Below are 16,018 nucleotides of genomic sequence, written 5' to 3'. Positions count from 1 at the left end.
CCGTATCCATTTTCACTGAGAAAGAGAATCAACCTTATTTCATCCCTAAAAACGGCGATTGCTGTTACCCGCAGGTAACAGCAACTTCAATTGATAATGATTATTATTATTTTTCAGGCGGTGAATTTTTTTGTGTAAAGGAAATATTATTAAAATCATTCTAAATTGATAACCGTTAAACGTCAATCCCCAAATTGCGAACCGATCGCCCGGCAAGGTTTCGGCCGCACCCATCGATGAGTAATCCACGCCGATTGGGCAAAAGCTACCTCCAGGAAGCTGCTTGGTCAATACCTGCTACAACAGGAAGGAGACACACCCATGAGTCAGGATGACAACAAAGAGATCGAGATGCCCGAGGATTTTCTCAACACCGATGCTGCGGCACTGACAGGCGCCCGTGCACGGTCGGGCGGCCCCACCCCTGATGGAGCGGCGAACGAATCCCACAGGTACGCCGGCTTTTGGATTCGGGCAGCCGCCACGCTTGCAGACACGCTGCTTCTCGTCGGCCTCAGCTTTCTGATATTCAACCCGTTGCGCCGCATGGCCGGTTATGAGGCAGTAGCCTTCTCTCCCATCGATTGGATCGAGATGGTGGTCGACTTTTTGTACACGATTCTCCTTACCTGGTGGACAGGGCAAACCTTGGGCAAAATGCTTACCGGCATCCGGGTGATCAGTGCCCGCAACGGAGGGGCACAGGGCAAGCTGACGCTGGGTCAGGTGATTTTACGCGAGGTGGTTGGCAAGCTGCTGGCTGTCATCCCCCTCGGCCTCGGTTACCTGTGGGTGGGCTGGAGCGACCGCAAACGGGGCTGGCACGACATGATCGCCAAAACCTATGTGGTAAAAGTACGCCGTTCCAAAACGTGACATCCCGCAAAGGCCTTCTCTTCCGGAACGGCCTATGGCTGTTGGACAAATGACGTTTTTCTCCAACATCAGGACAAACAACCAAAGCAACACTCCCTTGTCCCACATATTGTGATTATGTGGGGCTGGTCGCCCCACGAAACTGCGGTTTCGTGAGGGGGTGTAGCAAATGTCCGGTAGCTTTTTTAGAGACAACTTTTTCTTGACATTGGTCCTGTTCATTCTGCTGGTGATTGTCCTGGAAGCAGAGAACTAAGGAAGGCCCCTTTCGCTGGACGCAAAAAGGTCGTTGACATCTGTCAACGGCCTTTTTTACGAGGGACAAGCTGCCGAGCCTATGACAGCTGGCCCGTATTCATTGATGCGGAAAGCGTGTCGCCCCGCTCTTCGCCGCCCGGCCTTTCCCGAAACAACCCACCTGCCAAGACGAAGAGACCGAGCAGAACCCCCATCAAGGCAAAGATCAGCCCGGGGGGCAGATGATCCAGTACATAGCCGTTCAGATTCGGGCCTAGGATGCTGGCAACGCTGAAATTCATCGCTGCGATCACGCCCACCGTCGGCATCAGGCTGGAAGGCAGGATATCGGCGGCGTAAGCAAGCCCCAGCGAATAAAAGGAACCTACTGCAGCACCGGCCGCAGCCAGGATCAGCATCATCAGCCAGACCGATTGATCCGCAAGCGGAAAGAGCAAAAAGGCGATCGCCCCGATGCCGGCGCAAACGCTCATCACCTTTTTGCGGCCGATGCGGTCGCTCAAACTGCCGATGGGCAGCTGCAGCAGGATGCTGCCGATGACAAAAGCGGGGAGGATGACGGAGACGGACTCCACGGATAAGCCCACCCGCAGCGCATAGACCGGAAAGCTGGCGTTGAGCGACGCTTCCATATACCCGTACAGGAAGGAGGGGAGCAGCGCCCACCAGCCGAGGCGAAACACAAGCGCATACCTGTTATGGCCGGCGGAGGGGCGGGATGACTCTTCCGGATACGCATTCTGCAGCCGGGCCATCATCAGAAAGGCAATCGCGTAGGCGGCCAGCAGCGCGGCAAACGGCGCCCAGGCACCGAACGGCAGCAGATTCAACCCGAGCGGCCCGACGCTGAACCCGATCCCGTAGGCCAAGCCGTACATGGAGATATCCCGCCCGCGCCTGTCCGGAGGAGCGATGGCGGTTACCCACAGCTGGCTGGAGAAGTGCAGCGCGGAATCCCCGATGCCCAGCAGCATGCGCCAGACAAACCACAGTATCAGATGATGGGACAGGGGCAGCAGAATCGTAGCCAAGGCCATCAGCGCCAAGCCAATCAAAAGGGTCGTCCGGAACCCCAGACGGCGAAGCGGGATTTCCAGCCAGGGAGAGACCGCCATCATGCCGATGTACAGGGCGGCTGCGTTCACGCCGTTTGCCACCGACGACACGCCCTGCTTTTCCAGCAGGACGGCCAGCAGCGGCAGCGTCAGCCCCTGGCTCAATCCCGCGATCGCCACCACGACGATCAAGGTGTAAAAGGTTAAGCGTGAAGCAGGCATCTCTCTTTGTCTCCTATCCATCCTTTGTCTGAGCGGGCAGCTCCGGTCCTCTCCCGGCAGCCGATCCTGTCAATGAGGAGAGGAAAGCGCATCCGCAAAAGCCTCCCCCTGCTGCAGCAGGTACATTTTCTGGTAAACGCCGCCCAGGTTCATCAATTCCTCATGGGTCCCCCGCTCCACCACTTCCCCGCGGGAGAGGACCAGAATCAGGTCCGCATGCTGAATCGTGGAGAGCCGGTGCGCGATGATAAACGTCGTCCGTCCCCTTGCCAGCACCTGCAGGGCCTCCTGGATGGCCGATTCCGTCTCGCTGTCGATGCTGGCCGTCGCCTCATCCAGGATCAGAATGGCCGGATCGGCCGCAAGTGCCCGCGCGAAGGAGATCAGCTGCCGCTGACCAGCCGAAAGCGTGGAACCGCGCTCCACCACCTGCTCCTCATACCCGCCCGGCAGCTGCCGGATGAAATCATCCGCCTTGACGGCAGCGGCTGCTTCGACGACCTTTTCATCGCTGACGGCGTCATTGTAAAGCCGGATATTGAAGCCGACGGTGCCGGTAAACAGAAACGGATCCTGCAGCACCAGCCCGACGTGGCGGCGAAGGGCGCGGGGGGCGATGTCGGCCATATCGATGCCGTCGATGGTGATGCGCCCCTTGGTGACCGGATAGAAGCCAAGCAGCAGGTTCATCAGCGAGCTTTTCCCCGACCCGGTGTGGCCGACGAGCGCGACGGTCTGTCCCGGCTTGGCTGTGAAAGAGACGTTTTTCAATACGTACTCGTCACCGTGATAGGCAAACGACACATTTTCGAAAGCCACCTCTCCCTTGGGCCTGGGAATGGCGTGCCGCCCTCCCTCCGCTGCGTCGGCAGGTGTGTCAAGAATGTCAAACACCCGCTTTGCAGACGTCACCGCCTGTTGAAGTTGGGCAAGGCGGTTCATGATCATGTTGATCGGCTCAAAGAATCGCCCCATGTAGTCCACGAAGGCGAACAGCGCTCCAAAGGAAATGGCGCTGTGGAACGAGCGGGAGCCGAAGTACCAGACAATCACGGTCAGGGAGATCTTCCAGATCAGGTCCACCGCCGGCCGCAGCAGGAGCGACTCCAGGTTGTTTTCCTTCAGGCGGATCTTGAAGTACTCGTCGTTCACTCTGGCAAATTCCTGCTGCACCCCTTCTTCGCGGCGAAACGCCTGCACGACCGTCATATTCTGGATCATCTCGTTGATCGTGGCGTTCATGTCGCTCAAACGGCTGCGGATCATCGCGTAGTAGCGCGAGCTGTAGTACCGGTAGGTGACAATCAGCACGGCGATCAGCGGTACCGTCAGACAGCAGAACAGGGCCAGTTCCGGCTGCATGACAAATAACGCAACGAGAATGCCGATCAGGTAGATGCCGTTTTGGACAAACGTCGCGAGCACGCTGACGTACAGTTCGCGAATCGCTTCCGTATCGTTGCTCACCCGGGAGACCAGCTGGCCGACAGGCGTTCTGTCAAAGAAGCTGATCGGCAGCTTTTGCAGATGGGTAAACAACTTCATCCGCATGCGCTGGATGATGCGCTGCGCAATGGTTTGCAGGGTGATCAGCTGGATGTAGTTAAATCCGGCGCTGAGCAGAATCAGCACGGCGTAACCGGCTGTCAGGACAAGGATCGGCACCACGTCGCGGCTGTAAAGCGCGAATACCTGATCCTTGGTCAGCTGTCGGTCCTCCACCTTATAAACCGTGCCTTCCATGACGATTTGCACGACTTTTGCCTTGCCCGCATCCTCCGTCGGGGCCAGTGCAGGCAGCCAATCCTCCCGCACGTAATAGGCATCGTCAATCGCTACGCCGACAGGCTGTGCCTCCTGATCGACCGGTTGGTGATCAAACCGGTACCACTTTTGCTGAATGGCGAGAATATGGTTATCGATCATGATTTTGGCCACAAAAGGACCGGCCAGTTCGGCACTGGTGCCCAGCAGCAACAGCAGCAGCGCGCCCAAAATATGCCGGCGAAACGGCATGGCGAAGCCCGCCAGCCGGCGCCAAACGCTTTGCCCGCTCATGTTTCTCTCCTCTCTATGCCTCACCGGCCACGATTTGTTCCATTTTCTGACGACGGTACTGCTCCGCGTACCAGCCGTTTCGCTCCATCAATTCCTCGTGGGTCCCCCGCTCCACGATCCGTCCCTCGTCCAGCACCAGAATCATCTGGGCATGCTGGACGGCAGACAGACGATGGGCCGTAATAATCGTCGTCTTGCCCGCTCGCTGCTCCCGCAGATGGTGCAGGATTCGTTCCTCCGTGCGGGCGTCGACGGCGGAAAGACTGTCGTCGAGGATCAGGATGTCGGCATCGAGCAGCAGGGCCCGCGCAATGGAGATCCGCTGTTTTTGTCCCCCGGAAAGGGTCACGCCTTTCTCCCCCACCATTGTCTCCACCCCTGCGGCAAACTGCGACAAATCGCTGCCCATCTCCGCCTGTTCCAAGGCCTTCAGCACCTCTTCCCGGGAAGCGCCGGGTTTGCCGAATACCACGTTGGCTTCAATCGTGCGGGAAAATAACAGATGTTCCTGCGGCACGTAGGCAATTTTTTGCCGCAGCGCGGATAACGCGATCTTTTCCATCGGGACGCCGGAGATATACAGCGCGTCAGGTTCTACCGGGTACAGATGCAGCAGCGCGCGGCAAAGGGTGGATTTTCCGCTCCCCGTACGTCCGACAATGCCCAGCGTCTCCCCTTCCCGCAGGAAAAAGGTGATGTCCGTCAACGCCGGTTTTTCCGCACCGGGATACGTAAACGTAAACCGGCGGGCCTCCACCGTGCTGGAGGGCAACTCTGTGACCGGCTCCGCCGCATCGGCCACATCGGGACGCTCGGCGAACAGCTCTTGCAGCCGTTTATGGGAAGCGCTGCCTCGCTGCAAAATGTTCATCAACCAGCCGAACGCAAACATCGGCCAGATCAACAGCCCCAGATAGAGATGGAAGGCAACCAGATCCCCGAGAGAAATATCGCTGTGAAACACGAGATACGTGCCATAACCCAACCCGATCAGGAAACTGAAGCCGATGATGACGGCAATGGTCGGCTCAAACAGCGCGTCGATGCGGGAAACGCTGACGTTGCGCTCCAGGGTCTCCTCGCTGACCCGCCGGAACGCTTCCACGTCCTTCTCTTCCTGGACAAACGCGCGCAGCACCCGCACGCCGGAGATGGACTGCTGGACATGATCGTTCATCGTCCCGAACGCTTGCTGAGCCAGGTAAAACCGTTCGTGCAGAAGCCTGCCGTAGTAAGCGGTGGCCCAGGCAAGAAACGGCATCGGGACCAGGGCGGCGAGCGTCAAGCGCCAATCGATCGTCACCATCATCATCGACAGCGTCAGAAGCGTCATAAACAAAGAATCGACCAAGGTCAAAACACCAACGCTCGCTGTCTGTTCAATCGCCGGAATGTCGTTGGTGGCAATCGCCATCAAGTCCCCGGTGCGATGGCGGTGGTAAAACGATGGCGTCAACCGCGTCAGGTGGGCGAACAGCCGCTGCCGCAGCGTCCGTTCCAGAATCAGCGAACCGCCAAACAGCAAATACCGCCACAAAAAGCGCATCAGGTACAGCACAAGGCCCAGCCCGAGCAGAATGAAAACCGTAGCGCTCAGACCGGCTGACGTCAACGATCCGTTGCGGATCCGGTCGACCGTTTCCCCGATCAGCCGCGGCGGCCACAGCATCAGCACGTCAATCAGAAACAGGAAGGCAACGCCCAACGCATATCGTTTCCAGTACGTGCGGAAGAACCACGATAATTGCAGCAAGGTCTGCATGCTACTCACCCCAATTCCGACAACAAAAGAAAGGGATGCGTCAAACGCAACCCTTTTCCCACGAATTGTAAATGACCTGCATTTTTTTGTCAATTGAATCTCAAACGCGCCTCTACTCCAGTGTCAAGACAACCCGGCCGTTAATTTGCCCTTTTTCCATGCGGCTGAAGACCTCGTTGATCTTTTCCAGGGGCTGGGTCTCGATGATGGTTTTCACCTTGCCCCGTGCCGCAAAATCCAGCGCTTCCTGCAAGTCTTTGCGGGAACCGACGATGGAGCCTCGCACCGTCACGCCATTCAACACCGTGTCAAAAATCGGAATGGGCAGTTCGTCATTGGGGAGACCAACCACGACCAGGGTTCCGCCGCGCCTTACAGAACGATAAGCTTGTTCGAACGCCTTCTTGGTTACGGCTACGCTTACGGCCGCATGAGCCCCTCCGACCTTCTCCGCAATCTCCTGAACCGGGTCGGCAGCCCTGCTGTTTACGGTAAGATCAGCGCCCAACTCTTTGGCCAGCTTCAGCTTCTCATCCTGGATATCGACGGCAATCACATTGAATCCCATCGCTTTTGCATATTGAAGCGCCACGTGCCCCAGTCCACCGATGCCGTATATCGCGACCCAATCCCCCGGTTTCGCCTCCGTCACCTTTAACGCCTTGTAGGTGGTCACACCGGCGCAAAAGATGGGGGCTGCCTCTTCAAAGCTGAGGTTGTCGGGAATTTTGGCCACATAAGCGGCAGGTGCCTTGCAATACTCGGCATATCCGCCGTCCACGGAGTACCCGGCGTTCAGCTGGCTCTTGCACAGCGTTTCCCATCCCGTCAAGCAATACTCGCATTCGCCGCAAGCGGAGTACAGCCAGGGAATGCCAACGCGATCCCCCACTTTCAGCGAGGTTACACCCTCGCCGACTGCATGGACGACGCCCACCCCTTCGTGGCCGGGGATCAACGGGAGCTTCGGCTTGACCGGCCAGTCCCCGTGCGCAGCATGCAGATCGGTGTGACACACGCCGCACGCTTTAATCTTTACCAGCACCTCGCCATATCCGATTTCAGGAACAGGTACCTCCGTGATTTTCAGCTCCTGATGGAATTGATTGACAACCGCTGCTTTCATCTACCAAACACTCCTATCTAATATATTAATCGAGATTCATCCAAACGGCTTTTACCTGGGTATACAGTTCCAGCGCGTAGCTTCCCATTTCGCGTCCGAATCCGGATTGCTTGTAACCGCCAAACGGAACGGCGGCGTCAAACGCATTGTAGCAGTTTACCCATACGGTCCCCACTTCCAGGGCATGCGCGACCCGATGAGCCTTGCGCACATCAGACGTCCATACACCGGCAGCCAGCCCGTATTCGCTGTCGTTGGCGCGGCGGATGACATCGGCGATCTGTTCCTCATCGTCAAACGGGAGGGCTGCCACAACCGGCCCAAAGATCTCCTCCTTGCTGATCGTCATGCCATCCCGCACGTTGGTGAAGATCGTAGGCGGCACAAAGTACCCCGGACCGGAAAGCGGTTCTCCGCCGGTGAGGGGAACGGCCCCTTCTTCCTTTCCTTTTTCGAGATAATAGGAGACCCGGTTAAACTGTTCCTCTGATACCAGCGGCCCGATTTCCGTCGATTCGTCCAGCCCCGGTCCCTGTTTGATCTTCGCGGCGAAACTGCTCATGTCGGACAGGAAGTTGTCGTACACTTTTTTATGCACAAACAAACGTGAACCGGCACAACATACCTGCCCCTGATTGAAGAAAATCCCCATCAAGGCGCCGGGAATGGCTTTCGAGAAATCGGCATCCGGGAAGATGATATTGGGCGATTTTCCGCCAAGTTCCAGGGAAACCCGTTTCAGGTTATCAGCCGCTTCCCTCATGATGGTTTTGCCGACTTCCGTGGAACCGGTAAACGCTACTTTCCGAATCCGCGGGTGTTTGACAATGGCCGCACCCGCCGTCGGACCGAAGCCTGACAAAATGTTGACGACGCCATCTGGGAACCCGGCCTCCCGGATCAAGCGGGCCAGGTACAAGGCGGTAAGCGGTGTTTGCTCGGCCGTTTTCATCACGACCGCATTACCGGTTGCCAGAGCGGCCCCCAGCTTCCAGGCCGCCATCAGCAGTGGAAAATTCCATGGAATAATCTGGCCGACGACACCCACCGGTTCGCGGCGGGTATACGTGAACATGTGATTGCTTACCGAATTTTCAATCACTTCGCCATGAATCTTGGTTGCCCATCCGGCATAATAGCGGAAATGGTCAATCGCCAGCGGCACATCGGCACTGCGCGTCTCGCGAATCGGCTTGCCGTTGTCGAGGGTATCCAGCTGCGCCAGCGCTTCGGCATGTTCCTCCATGAGGTCCGCCAGCTTCCAGAGCAGCCGTCCGCGTTCGCTTGCCGTCAGCTTCGACCAGGGACCCGCCAGCGCCCGCTCAGCCGCTTGCACGGCCCGTTCCACATCCGGTTGGTCCGCTTCATAGACGTGCGCCAGCACTTCGCCTGTCGCGGGATTCAGGCTGTCAAACGTTTTTCCCGAGATTGATTCGACAAATTCACCTCCAATGAATAATTTTTGGATACCGCTTTCAAGAAAGGACTGGACGCGTGGATCAAGTTCAACAGCAGTATCTGTTTTCATGACAACTCCCCCCATTCTGGATTAAAATGTGACTTTCACCTGCCAGAAAAAAGCAATAACCGTGCCAAGCTGAAACCGCTTACAGAAACCTGCTTTTTTTCTCCTCTCTCTCCTTTTCGTGTTCCATAACGGCACGGGCGCGTTCCATTTTGGAACAACCTCACTGGCTGCATATTTTTCTCCCCCCATCAGGAGAACAAGTATGTTAAGGTAATAGTAGGAATATTTTGACAGAGGTGATGGATATGTTGGCACCCATCAATCCTTCATTGAAACTGTCTTGGGAACGGAGCAGAATGTACGGGGTCAATCCGGCAAAATCGGAAGAAGCCATTCTGGAAGCTGCGGAACTGGAACGGTACCGAAAAGAGCGGCGGCAGTTTTTGCACAGCATCACCCCGACCCTGGAACGGTTGTACGGCTGGTTGAAAACCTCCCATTCCATGGTGCTCGTCTCCGATTCGTCCGGGTACATTCTGGAAAACATGGGGGACCCTGCGTTTGTCAGCGATGCCCAAAAAGTGCATTTATCCAAAGGGGCATGCTGGGCCGAACAGGTAAAGGGAACAAACGCAATCGGTACGGTCATCGCCGAGAAGCAGCCGCTGGCCGTCTTGGGGACGGATCATTATTGCGAGGAGAACCGCTTTCTGTTCTGTGCAGCCTCGCCCATTTTCGACCCCTCCGGCGACCTGCTCGCGGTTCTGGACATAAGCGGATACCACAAGGAATATCACCCCTCCGTGCTGGCCATGATCGATGTGATGGCGCGCAACGTCGAGGATTGGCTGCTGATCAACCGTCCTGACCGGCAGGTGGTTCTCGCGCTGTATCCGGAACAGGATAACCGCCATCCTGCGCTGCTGGCCGTCAATGAAGAAGGGGTTATTACCGGAGCCAACCGGGAAGCCCGCTCCTTGTTCCATCTGCATGCTGCAAAGCTGGCGGGAAGGCCGCTTTCCGAGCTGATCACCGGTGCCGAACTGCTGCTGCAAAGGTCGGGCAGCTGTTCTTCCCAGGAGGTGCATGTTATCTGTAAGGCGCATGACCGGACAAGCAAATTGGTAGGATCGCTGCTGATGGATACTCGTCCTCCGCTCATCGCCTACCGTGAAGACAGCGCCAAAAAAGCGGCAAAACCAGCGCAAACAAGCGGGAACAGCTCGATCAAATATACGTTTGCCGATATTTTCGGCAGCGATCCCGATTTCCAGACCGCCCTTCAGCTGGCGAAAAGGGCGGCCGCAACCGAGTACAGCATCCTGATCACCGGGGAAAGCGGAACCGGCAAGGAGATGGTCAGCCAAGCGATTCATGCGGCAAGCCCCCGATCCGGCAGGCCTTTTGTCGCACTCAATTGCGGAGCGATTGCCCGAAGCTTGATGGAAAGTGAACTGTTCGGATACGAAGCGGGCGCCTTCACGGGAGCAAAGCAAACCGGCCATCCCGGAAAGATCGAGATGGCCAACGGCGGAACCCTGTTTCTCGATGAAATCGCGGAGATGCCCCCCGATGTACAGGTTGCTCTCCTGCGCGTGCTGCAAGAATTCACCTTGACCCGGGTCGGCGGTGTCCGACCGATCCAGGTGGATGTGCGGATTATTGCCGCCACCCACAAGGATTTATGGCAGGAAGTGCAGGAAGGCCGGTTTCGGGCGGACCTGTTTTATCGTCTGCAGGGGATCAATATCGTGCTGCCGCCCCTGCGCAAACGGAACGATCGTCTGGTGTTGGCCGAGCATCTGCTTGAAACGGTGGCGAAGGAGTTGGGGGGCGTGGCGCTGTCTCTCTCCCAGGAAGCCAAAAAATTAATTGAACAGTATGAATGGCCGGGCAATGTGCGGGAATTGATCGCCGCCTTGAGGCAAGCAGCTTTTCTGTCTCAGGGAGAGTGCATCGGGATCCGCCACTTCCCTCCCTATATTCTGAACAGCCTCGCCAAAAATGGCGAGAAAGCGTCTCATTCTCTCGAAGCGGTTGAACATGAAACGATTCTTGCTGCCCTGAAGGCAGCGGATGGAAATATTGCGCAGGCGGCCCGGATGCTGGGGATCGGCCGCAATACCCTGTATCGGAAAATCAAAAAAATCACGTAGGATGTGCTAGCCGTTCGTGCGCCATTCTGACGCGAGCAGCCCGTACACGGCATGGTCGACGTAGTGGTCGTAGAGAAATTCGTTGCAGCGCAGGATGCCCTCCAACCGGAAACCCAGCCGCTCGGGAATGGCCCTGCTTTTCCGGTTTTCCGTGGCGGCGGCGATCTCCACCCGGTTAAGCTGCCAGCGGCCGAACACCAGGTTGTCCAGATAGGCGGCCACCGCTCTCGTCATCAATCCCCGTCCCTGAAACTCCTCCCCGAGCCAGTATCCGATGGCGGTGCGCCGGTTCGGCCAGTTGATGGCGTGAACGCCCAGGACGCCGGCCAGTTCCCCCTTGTACCAGATGCCGCAGTGGATCCCCTGCTGTCTGTGACGCTGCTGGATCGTGATGTCGATAAAGCGGGCGCTATCTTCCAGACACGTGACGCCATCCACCCAGGGAAGCCATTGCCGCAGGTAGCTCCGGTTGCGGTTTGTCAGGCTGTACATGGCCCGGGCGTCGGATCTGTCCAGCACCTTCAGATAAGCGTCGGCGGCGAAGCTGATGTACTCCATTTCCACCCCTCCCTCAATATGGAAATAACGTATTTCCCGTACTGTAGCACCTCCCCCCTGTTTGCGCAAGCGTGAATCCGGAAGTCGGGGTCAGACGCAAGGATGCGGATGTCCATTTCGCCACCGGCGCATGTTATCTTGACACATATTATAAATACACTTATTATAAGCACAAATATAAAATGATGAATGGAGCGATGCGGCATGTGGAAATTTGCACACAGCGTAACGACAGCGGCCAAAGCGGAAACCATTTGGAAGCTTTATCAAGACGTCCATACGTGGCAACAATGGGATGAAGGCATTGAGAACGCTGAACTTTTTGGAGAATTCAAAGAGGGAACAAAAGGCATGTTGCAGCCGAAAGGACAGGATGCCCTGGAATTTGTCATTGCGGAGGTAAAGCCGCTGCAGCGTTTTTCGGATGTAACGGCCATTCCCGGAGCCGGGATTACGATAACGTTCACACATGAGCTGGAGCCGCTGGAAAACGGTACACGCGTGACGCACACGGTGCTGATTTCCGGGGCAAACGCCGAGGCGCTCGGCCCGCAGATCGGCGAAGGGATTGCCCACGGCCTTCCTCATGCCGTTGCGGCACTTGCAGCGATGGCTCAACAAATGGAACGGACAGGCAGGGGAACGATGTGAACTCCGATGGCGTTCGTTTCTGGATCGGCGTCGTTTCGAAATCTCATGTCCGAAAGGGCGTGGAAGGCGGCTTTGCCCAGTTGTGCCATGGGAAGGCCGCTCCCTTGAAGCGCATGAAACCGGGAGATTGGCTCATCTACTATTCCCCCAAAACGGATCTTCACTCCGGCCAACCTTTGCAGGCATTTACCGCGATTGGGAGAGTTCGGGATCATGACGTGTACGAGTTCCCCATGAGCGCATCGTTCATTCCCTTTCGCCGCAACATCGATTATTATGCATGTAAGGAGGTTCCGATCCGGAACTTGTTGGACCGCCTCAGCTTCACCAAGGGGAATCCGCATTGGGGATACCGCTTTCGCACGGGGCACTTTGAAATTGATCGGGATGACTTCTTAATCATCTCACAGGCCATGGGGATTGACGTTGGAGGAATGTATGGACTCGATTTTTGACAAACCAAGTGAAAGTCCCGGTTTTCTGCTTTGGCAGGTGACGAATACCTGGCAGAAGCATATTCGGCATGCTTTGCAGCGTGTGGATCTCACCCATGTTCAGTTTGTACTGCTGGCTTCGTGCTGGTGGCTCAGTGGCCAGAACGAGAGAATGGGCGTTACCCAGGTCCAGTTGGCCCAGCACGCCAAAGTGGACGTGATGATGACCTCCCAGGTGCTGCGCACGCTGGAGAAGAAAAACTATATCAAGCGAACCCCCCATCCGAAAGACACGCGAGCCAACCTCATTACCCTGACCACCCAAGGGGAACGCATTGTTTCCCAAGCGGTGAAGATCGTGGAGGAAGCCGACCTCGCCTTCTTCTCCAAGCTGGAAAATGAACTACCCCGGTTTGTTCGATTGCTGAACCGGCTGGTTGATGAATGATGCGGAAACGTCCGTCTTCCCCCGGGAAAACGGACGTTTCGCTGTGTCGCTCGTTATTTTTTCGCCTGCGCGATCTCTTCCGGCTTGTAAATGCCGGTTTCCGTCACGATGGCCGTAATCAAACGGGCGGGGGTGACGTCAAACGCCGGATTGTACACCTTGATCCCCTCCGGAGCCGTCTGTTTGCCGAAGCCGCGGGTAATCTCCTCCGCGGGACGTTCTTCAATCGGAATCTCCGCACCCGTCGGCGTTTCCAGGTCGATGGAAGAGAGCGGGGCCGCGACATAAAACGGAATCCCGTGCGCATGCGCCAGTACGGCTACGCCGTAGGTGCCGATCTTGTTGGCGACGTCCCCGTTGGCCGCCACCCGGTCGGTGCCGACGATCACGGCCTGCACCTTTCCCTGGGCCATGACCATGGCCGCCATGTTGTCGCAGATCAGCGTCACATCGATGCCCGCCTGCTGCAGTTCATATGCCGTCAGGCGCGCTCCCTGCAGCACCGGCCGGGTTTCATCCGCGTACACCTTCAGGTTCCATCCGCGCTCCTTCGCCAGATAGAACGGGGCGGTCGCCGTCCCATAAGCCGCCGTCGCCAGCGCGCCGGGATTGCAGTGGGTCAATACCCCCATCCCGTCATGCAGGAGGGTTAGCAGATGCTCGCCGATGCGGCGGCATACCTCTTCGTCTTCCCGCTGGATGGCCAGCGCTTCGGCGAGCACCGCCGCCTTGATCTCCGCCACCGACTTGCCTGCCTCCTGCCGCACCCGCTCCTTCAGGCGGTCCAGCGCCCAGAAAAGGTTGACGGCCGTCGGACGGGCGGTGGCCAGATATGCCGCCCGCTCCGCCACTTGTCCCCAAAAGGATTCAAACGTCTCTTCCCTGCTGTCCCGGATTCCGAGATACAGGCCATAGGCCGCCGCCATCCCGATCGCGGGGGCGCCGCGCACCTGTAGATGACGAATCGCCGCCCAGACCTCCTCGATGCTGGTGAGGGACAGATAAACCGTCTCTGTCGGCAGCAGGGTTTGATTCAATAGCAGCAGTCTGTCCTCGTCCCACTTCACGGGAGTCAGACGGGTCGTGGTTGTCATACCGTTGTTGCCTCCTGATAAAAGCGTGCCGTCTCCCGGCGCACGATCTCAGTGATGTCAGCCGCTTCGCTGAGCGTTCTGCGCTCCAGAATCAGGGCCTGCCCGATTGCCAGCGCCAGACGCTCCGCTTCCGCCCGCACCCGCTCATCCGCGATGCTGTTCAGATCGGCGACACCGGCCAGCCCGATGACGCGGCGCAGGATCTTGCATCCGGCATAGCCGGCGGCATCGGCGAGCAGCCTGTTCACATACGACTGCCAGAAGCCTTCGACATGGGCACTCCGCTCTTTCGCCTGCTTGTGCCACAGCTGCACGAACTGGGAGACGAATTCGTTCCATACGTTTTCCACCGTCTCCAGCAGGTAGTTCCGGTACGATGCGCGATCCTCGGGATCGGGCTTCAGGCCGTGCTGACCGGCGTAGTTCAGCAGCAGGTTGGCGATCACGGCCCCGATGTCGAACCCGATCGGCCCGTAGTACGCAAACTCCGGATCGATCACCTTGGTGCTGGTCTCGGTGACAAAGATGCTGCCTGTATGCAGGTCGCCGTGCAGCAGCGCTTCGGCCCGTGTCAAAAAGCCGTATTTCAGCTCGGCGATCTCCCGCTTCAGCGCGGCATGCCGCCAGATCTCCTCCACCTGCGGACGAATCAGCGGGTTGAAGTTGTTGGTCGGCGCATCCTCGTAAGGATCGGTAAAGACGAGATCTTCCGTAATTTTGCACAATTCCGGATTAATGAATTTTCCGACCAGCGCTTTTTTCTCATAGGGATGGGCGCCTAGATCGGATGTGAAAAAGAGCGTATGGGCCAGGAACCGGCCGATCTGCTTGGCGAACAGCGGATACCGGTTGCCCTGGATCAGTCCCTTGCGCATCAGGACGTGGTCGCTGACGTCCTCCATCACGGTCAGGGCCAGTTCCCCGTCGAAGGCGTATACCTTCGGCACCAGATCGGGCACAAATTTGGCTTGCAGGCGCAGCGCCTCGCTTTCGATCCGCGCCCGGTCGACCGTCAGCGGCCAGGATTCCCCCACAACGCGGGCATAAGGCAGGGCCTGCTTGACGATGACGCTTTTCCCCGTTGCTTCCTCCCGGATATGAAACACCAGGTTCAGGTTGCCGTCCCCGATCTCGCGACTCGTCAGCTCCGCTCCCTGGTCGAACAGATCGGGAATGCCTTTCACGTACGCGACCGCCTCTTGCTCCGTTAATGCACGATACGCCATGCTCTCTATCTCCCCTCTTGCATCGGTTGCAAATGTTGGATGTGGAAAATCAAAAAGACCTCTTTTCCGTTGAAGAAAAGAGGTCGTCTCTTACGCGCTTGCGCTTTGTCTCCCCCTTATCTTCCAGAACTTTTGTTTCTGCAGGAATTAGCACCGTGCACAGCGCTCCTGCCGGTAGCGCGTGTCGGTTGCCGGGTTTCATCGGGCCAGTCCCTCCACCTTCTCTGGATAAGGTATCCAAGCTTATGCGGTTTTTCCGGGACCCGAACGGCAGCGTACCAGGGTCTGCCGTTCGGGTGCTCATGTTAGTTTGAATCATACATTCCTGGCAGACGGCTGTCAACACCCTTTTTGCGCCCAAAGTGTTTCCCGGTGAAAATCGGGGTTGACTTCCCATTTGGGGACGTCATATGATGGGGGTAACGCAATGCAGTGAGCTTCATATCGAAACGAAACACATACTCTTATCGCGAGATGGCTGAGGGACTGGCCCGATGATGCCCGGCAACCGGCGTGATCCGATACGGATGACGAAACGGTGCTAAATCCTGCAGCGATCACTTGACGGGTGGTTGGCTGAGAGATGAGAGGAGAACTGACAGCAAGCAGCGCAGCGCCTCCTTCTC

At 57.4% G+C, this 16,018-nt stretch carries 14 protein-coding genes and 2 riboswitches; of the genes, 5 read left to right on the top strand and 9 right to left on the bottom strand.

The genetic code is table 11. From position 1 onward, the window contains the following. Positions 1 to 45: 45 nt before the first annotated feature. Positions 46 to 291 (bottom strand): hypothetical protein, encoded by a 246-nt coding sequence (locus G3578_RS08695; protein ID WP_165211501.1) that lies wholly within the window; start codon positions 289 to 291, stop codon positions 46 to 48. 30 nt (positions 292 to 321) lie between these two features. On the opposite strand from G3578_RS08695, the gene G3578_RS08690 reads away from it, so the two are divergent. After that, positions 322 to 876 (top strand): RDD family protein, encoded by a 555-nt coding sequence (locus tag G3578_RS08690; RefSeq protein ID WP_241254531.1) that lies wholly within the window; start codon positions 322 to 324, stop codon positions 874 to 876. A 335-nt stretch (positions 877 to 1,211) separates the two neighbouring features. Here G3578_RS08690 and G3578_RS08685 read toward each other — a convergent pair whose 3' ends face one another. From G3578_RS08685 to G3578_RS08665, 5 genes are all read right to left on the bottom strand, one after another. Beyond that, positions 1,212 to 2,411 (bottom strand): MFS transporter, encoded by a 1,200-nt coding sequence (locus G3578_RS08685; RefSeq protein WP_165211498.1) that lies wholly within the window; start codon positions 2,409 to 2,411, stop codon positions 1,212 to 1,214. 69 nt (positions 2,412 to 2,480) lie between these two features. Then, positions 2,481 to 4,469, bottom strand: coding sequence for an ABC transporter ATP-binding protein (locus tag G3578_RS08680; RefSeq protein WP_165211495.1), 1,989 nt, complete (start codon positions 4,467 to 4,469; stop codon positions 2,481 to 2,483). Between the two features lie 13 nt (positions 4,470 to 4,482). Further along, entirely contained in the window at positions 4,483 to 6,231 is a 1,749-nt protein-coding gene (locus G3578_RS08675) for an ABC transporter ATP-binding protein (protein WP_165211492.1), read from the bottom strand. Between the two features lie 112 nt (positions 6,232 to 6,343). Continuing rightward, positions 6,344 to 7,357, bottom strand: a complete 1,014-nt coding sequence (gene adhP / locus G3578_RS08670) for an alcohol dehydrogenase AdhP (protein ID WP_165211489.1) — start codon at positions 7,355 to 7,357, stop codon at positions 6,344 to 6,346. A gap of 25 nt (positions 7,358 to 7,382) precedes the next feature. Beyond that, entirely contained in the window at positions 7,383 to 8,885 is a 1,503-nt protein-coding gene (locus tag G3578_RS08665) for an aldehyde dehydrogenase family protein (RefSeq protein ID WP_165211486.1), read from the bottom strand. Positions 8,886 to 9,181: 296 nt separating this feature from the next. Here G3578_RS08665 and G3578_RS08660 point away from each other — a divergent pair, with 296 nt between their 5' ends. Continuing rightward, a complete protein-coding gene (locus tag G3578_RS08660) occupies positions 9,182 to 10,981 on the top strand; it encodes a sigma-54-dependent Fis family transcriptional regulator (RefSeq protein ID WP_241254530.1) in 1,800 nt (599 codons plus the stop codon). 6 nt (positions 10,982 to 10,987) lie between these two features. On the opposite strand, the gene G3578_RS08655 is transcribed toward G3578_RS08660, so the two are convergent. After that, the gene (locus tag G3578_RS08655) at positions 10,988 to 11,539 is read right to left on the bottom strand and encodes a GNAT family N-acetyltransferase (protein ID WP_165211480.1); all 552 of its coding nucleotides are present in this window, start codon (positions 11,537 to 11,539) and stop codon (positions 10,988 to 10,990) included. 204 nt (positions 11,540 to 11,743) lie between these two features. On the opposite strand from G3578_RS08655, the gene G3578_RS08650 reads away from it, so the two are divergent. From G3578_RS08650 to G3578_RS08640, 3 genes are read left to right on the top strand one after another with little or no spacing between them, the layout of a single operon-like run. Then, positions 11,744 to 12,190, top strand: coding sequence for an SRPBCC family protein (locus G3578_RS08650; protein ID WP_165211477.1), 447 nt, complete (start codon positions 11,744 to 11,746; stop codon positions 12,188 to 12,190). Next, positions 12,187 to 12,645: an EVE domain-containing protein gene (locus tag G3578_RS08645; RefSeq protein WP_165211474.1), complete on the top strand. Its 459-nt coding sequence runs from the start codon at positions 12,187 to 12,189 to the stop codon at positions 12,643 to 12,645. The genes G3578_RS08650 and G3578_RS08645 overlap by 4 nt, the downstream gene beginning before the upstream one ends. Then, positions 12,629 to 13,072: a MarR family winged helix-turn-helix transcriptional regulator gene (locus G3578_RS08640; protein ID WP_165211471.1), complete on the top strand. Its 444-nt coding sequence runs from the start codon at positions 12,629 to 12,631 to the stop codon at positions 13,070 to 13,072. Before G3578_RS08645 ends, G3578_RS08640 begins: the two co-directional genes overlap by 17 nt. Positions 13,073 to 13,125: 53 nt before the next feature. Here the strand turns inward: G3578_RS08640 and mtnA are convergent, their stop codons facing one another. After that, positions 13,126 to 14,166, bottom strand: a complete 1,041-nt coding sequence (mtnA, locus tag G3578_RS08635; protein WP_165211468.1) for an S-methyl-5-thioribose-1-phosphate isomerase — start codon at positions 14,164 to 14,166, stop codon at positions 13,126 to 13,128. Beyond that, the gene (gene mtnK, locus G3578_RS08630; RefSeq protein ID WP_165211465.1) at positions 14,163 to 15,392 is read right to left on the bottom strand and encodes an S-methyl-5-thioribose kinase; all 1,230 of its coding nucleotides are present in this window, start codon (positions 15,390 to 15,392) and stop codon (positions 14,163 to 14,165) included. The genes mtnA and mtnK overlap by 4 nt, the downstream gene beginning before the upstream one ends. 113 nt (positions 15,393 to 15,505) lie before the next feature. Continuing rightward, a riboswitch (SAM riboswitch) is annotated at positions 15,506 to 15,627 on the bottom strand. A 226-nt stretch (positions 15,628 to 15,853) separates the two neighbouring features. Then, positions 15,854 to 15,982, top strand: a riboswitch (SAM riboswitch). Positions 15,983 to 16,018 lie beyond the last annotated feature (36 nt).

This window comes from Brevibacillus sp. SYP-B805 (genome assembly GCF_011059135.1).
Classification (GTDB): domain Bacteria; phylum Bacillota; class Bacilli; order Brevibacillales; family Brevibacillaceae; genus Brevibacillus_F.
The sequence above is the reverse complement of the archived record's forward strand: the minus strand, read 5'-3'. Positions and strand labels throughout refer to the sequence as shown.

What these genes read in the sequence shown, in the direction of transcription:
- G3578_RS08675 (WP_165211492.1), bottom strand. Translation starts at nt 6,231, where the DNA reads ATGCAGACCTTGCTGCAATTATCGTGGTTCTTCCGCACGTACTGGAAA.
- G3578_RS08665 (WP_165211486.1), bottom strand. Translation starts at nt 8,885, where the DNA reads ATGAAAACAGATACTGCTGTTGAACTTGATCCACGCGTCCAGTCCTTT.
- G3578_RS08685 (WP_165211498.1), bottom strand. Translation starts at nt 2,411, where the DNA reads ATGCCTGCTTCACGCTTAACCTTTTACACCTTGATCGTCGTGGTGGCG.
- G3578_RS08655 (WP_165211480.1), bottom strand. Translation starts at nt 11,539, where the DNA reads ATGGAGTACATCAGCTTCGCCGCCGACGCTTATCTGAAGGTGCTGGAC.
- G3578_RS08660 (WP_241254530.1), top strand. Translation starts at nt 9,182, where the DNA reads ATGTACGGGGTCAATCCGGCAAAATCGGAAGAAGCCATTCTGGAAGCT.
- G3578_RS08690 (WP_241254531.1), top strand. Translation starts at nt 322, where the DNA reads ATGAGTCAGGATGACAACAAAGAGATCGAGATGCCCGAGGATTTTCTC.
- G3578_RS08680 (WP_165211495.1), bottom strand. Translation starts at nt 4,469, where the DNA reads ATGAGCGGGCAAAGCGTTTGGCGCCGGCTGGCGGGCTTCGCCATGCCG.
- G3578_RS08650 (WP_165211477.1), top strand. Translation starts at nt 11,744, where the DNA reads ATGTGGAAATTTGCACACAGCGTAACGACAGCGGCCAAAGCGGAAACC.
- mtnA (WP_165211468.1), bottom strand. Translation starts at nt 14,166, where the DNA reads ATGACAACCACGACCCGTCTGACTCCCGTGAAGTGGGACGAGGACAGA.
- G3578_RS08640 (WP_165211471.1), top strand. Translation starts at nt 12,629, where the DNA reads ATGGACTCGATTTTTGACAAACCAAGTGAAAGTCCCGGTTTTCTGCTT.
- adhP (WP_165211489.1), bottom strand. Translation starts at nt 7,357, where the DNA reads ATGAAAGCAGCGGTTGTCAATCAATTCCATCAGGAGCTGAAAATCACG.
- mtnK (WP_165211465.1), bottom strand. Translation starts at nt 15,392, where the DNA reads ATGGCGTATCGTGCATTAACGGAGCAAGAGGCGGTCGCGTACGTGAAA.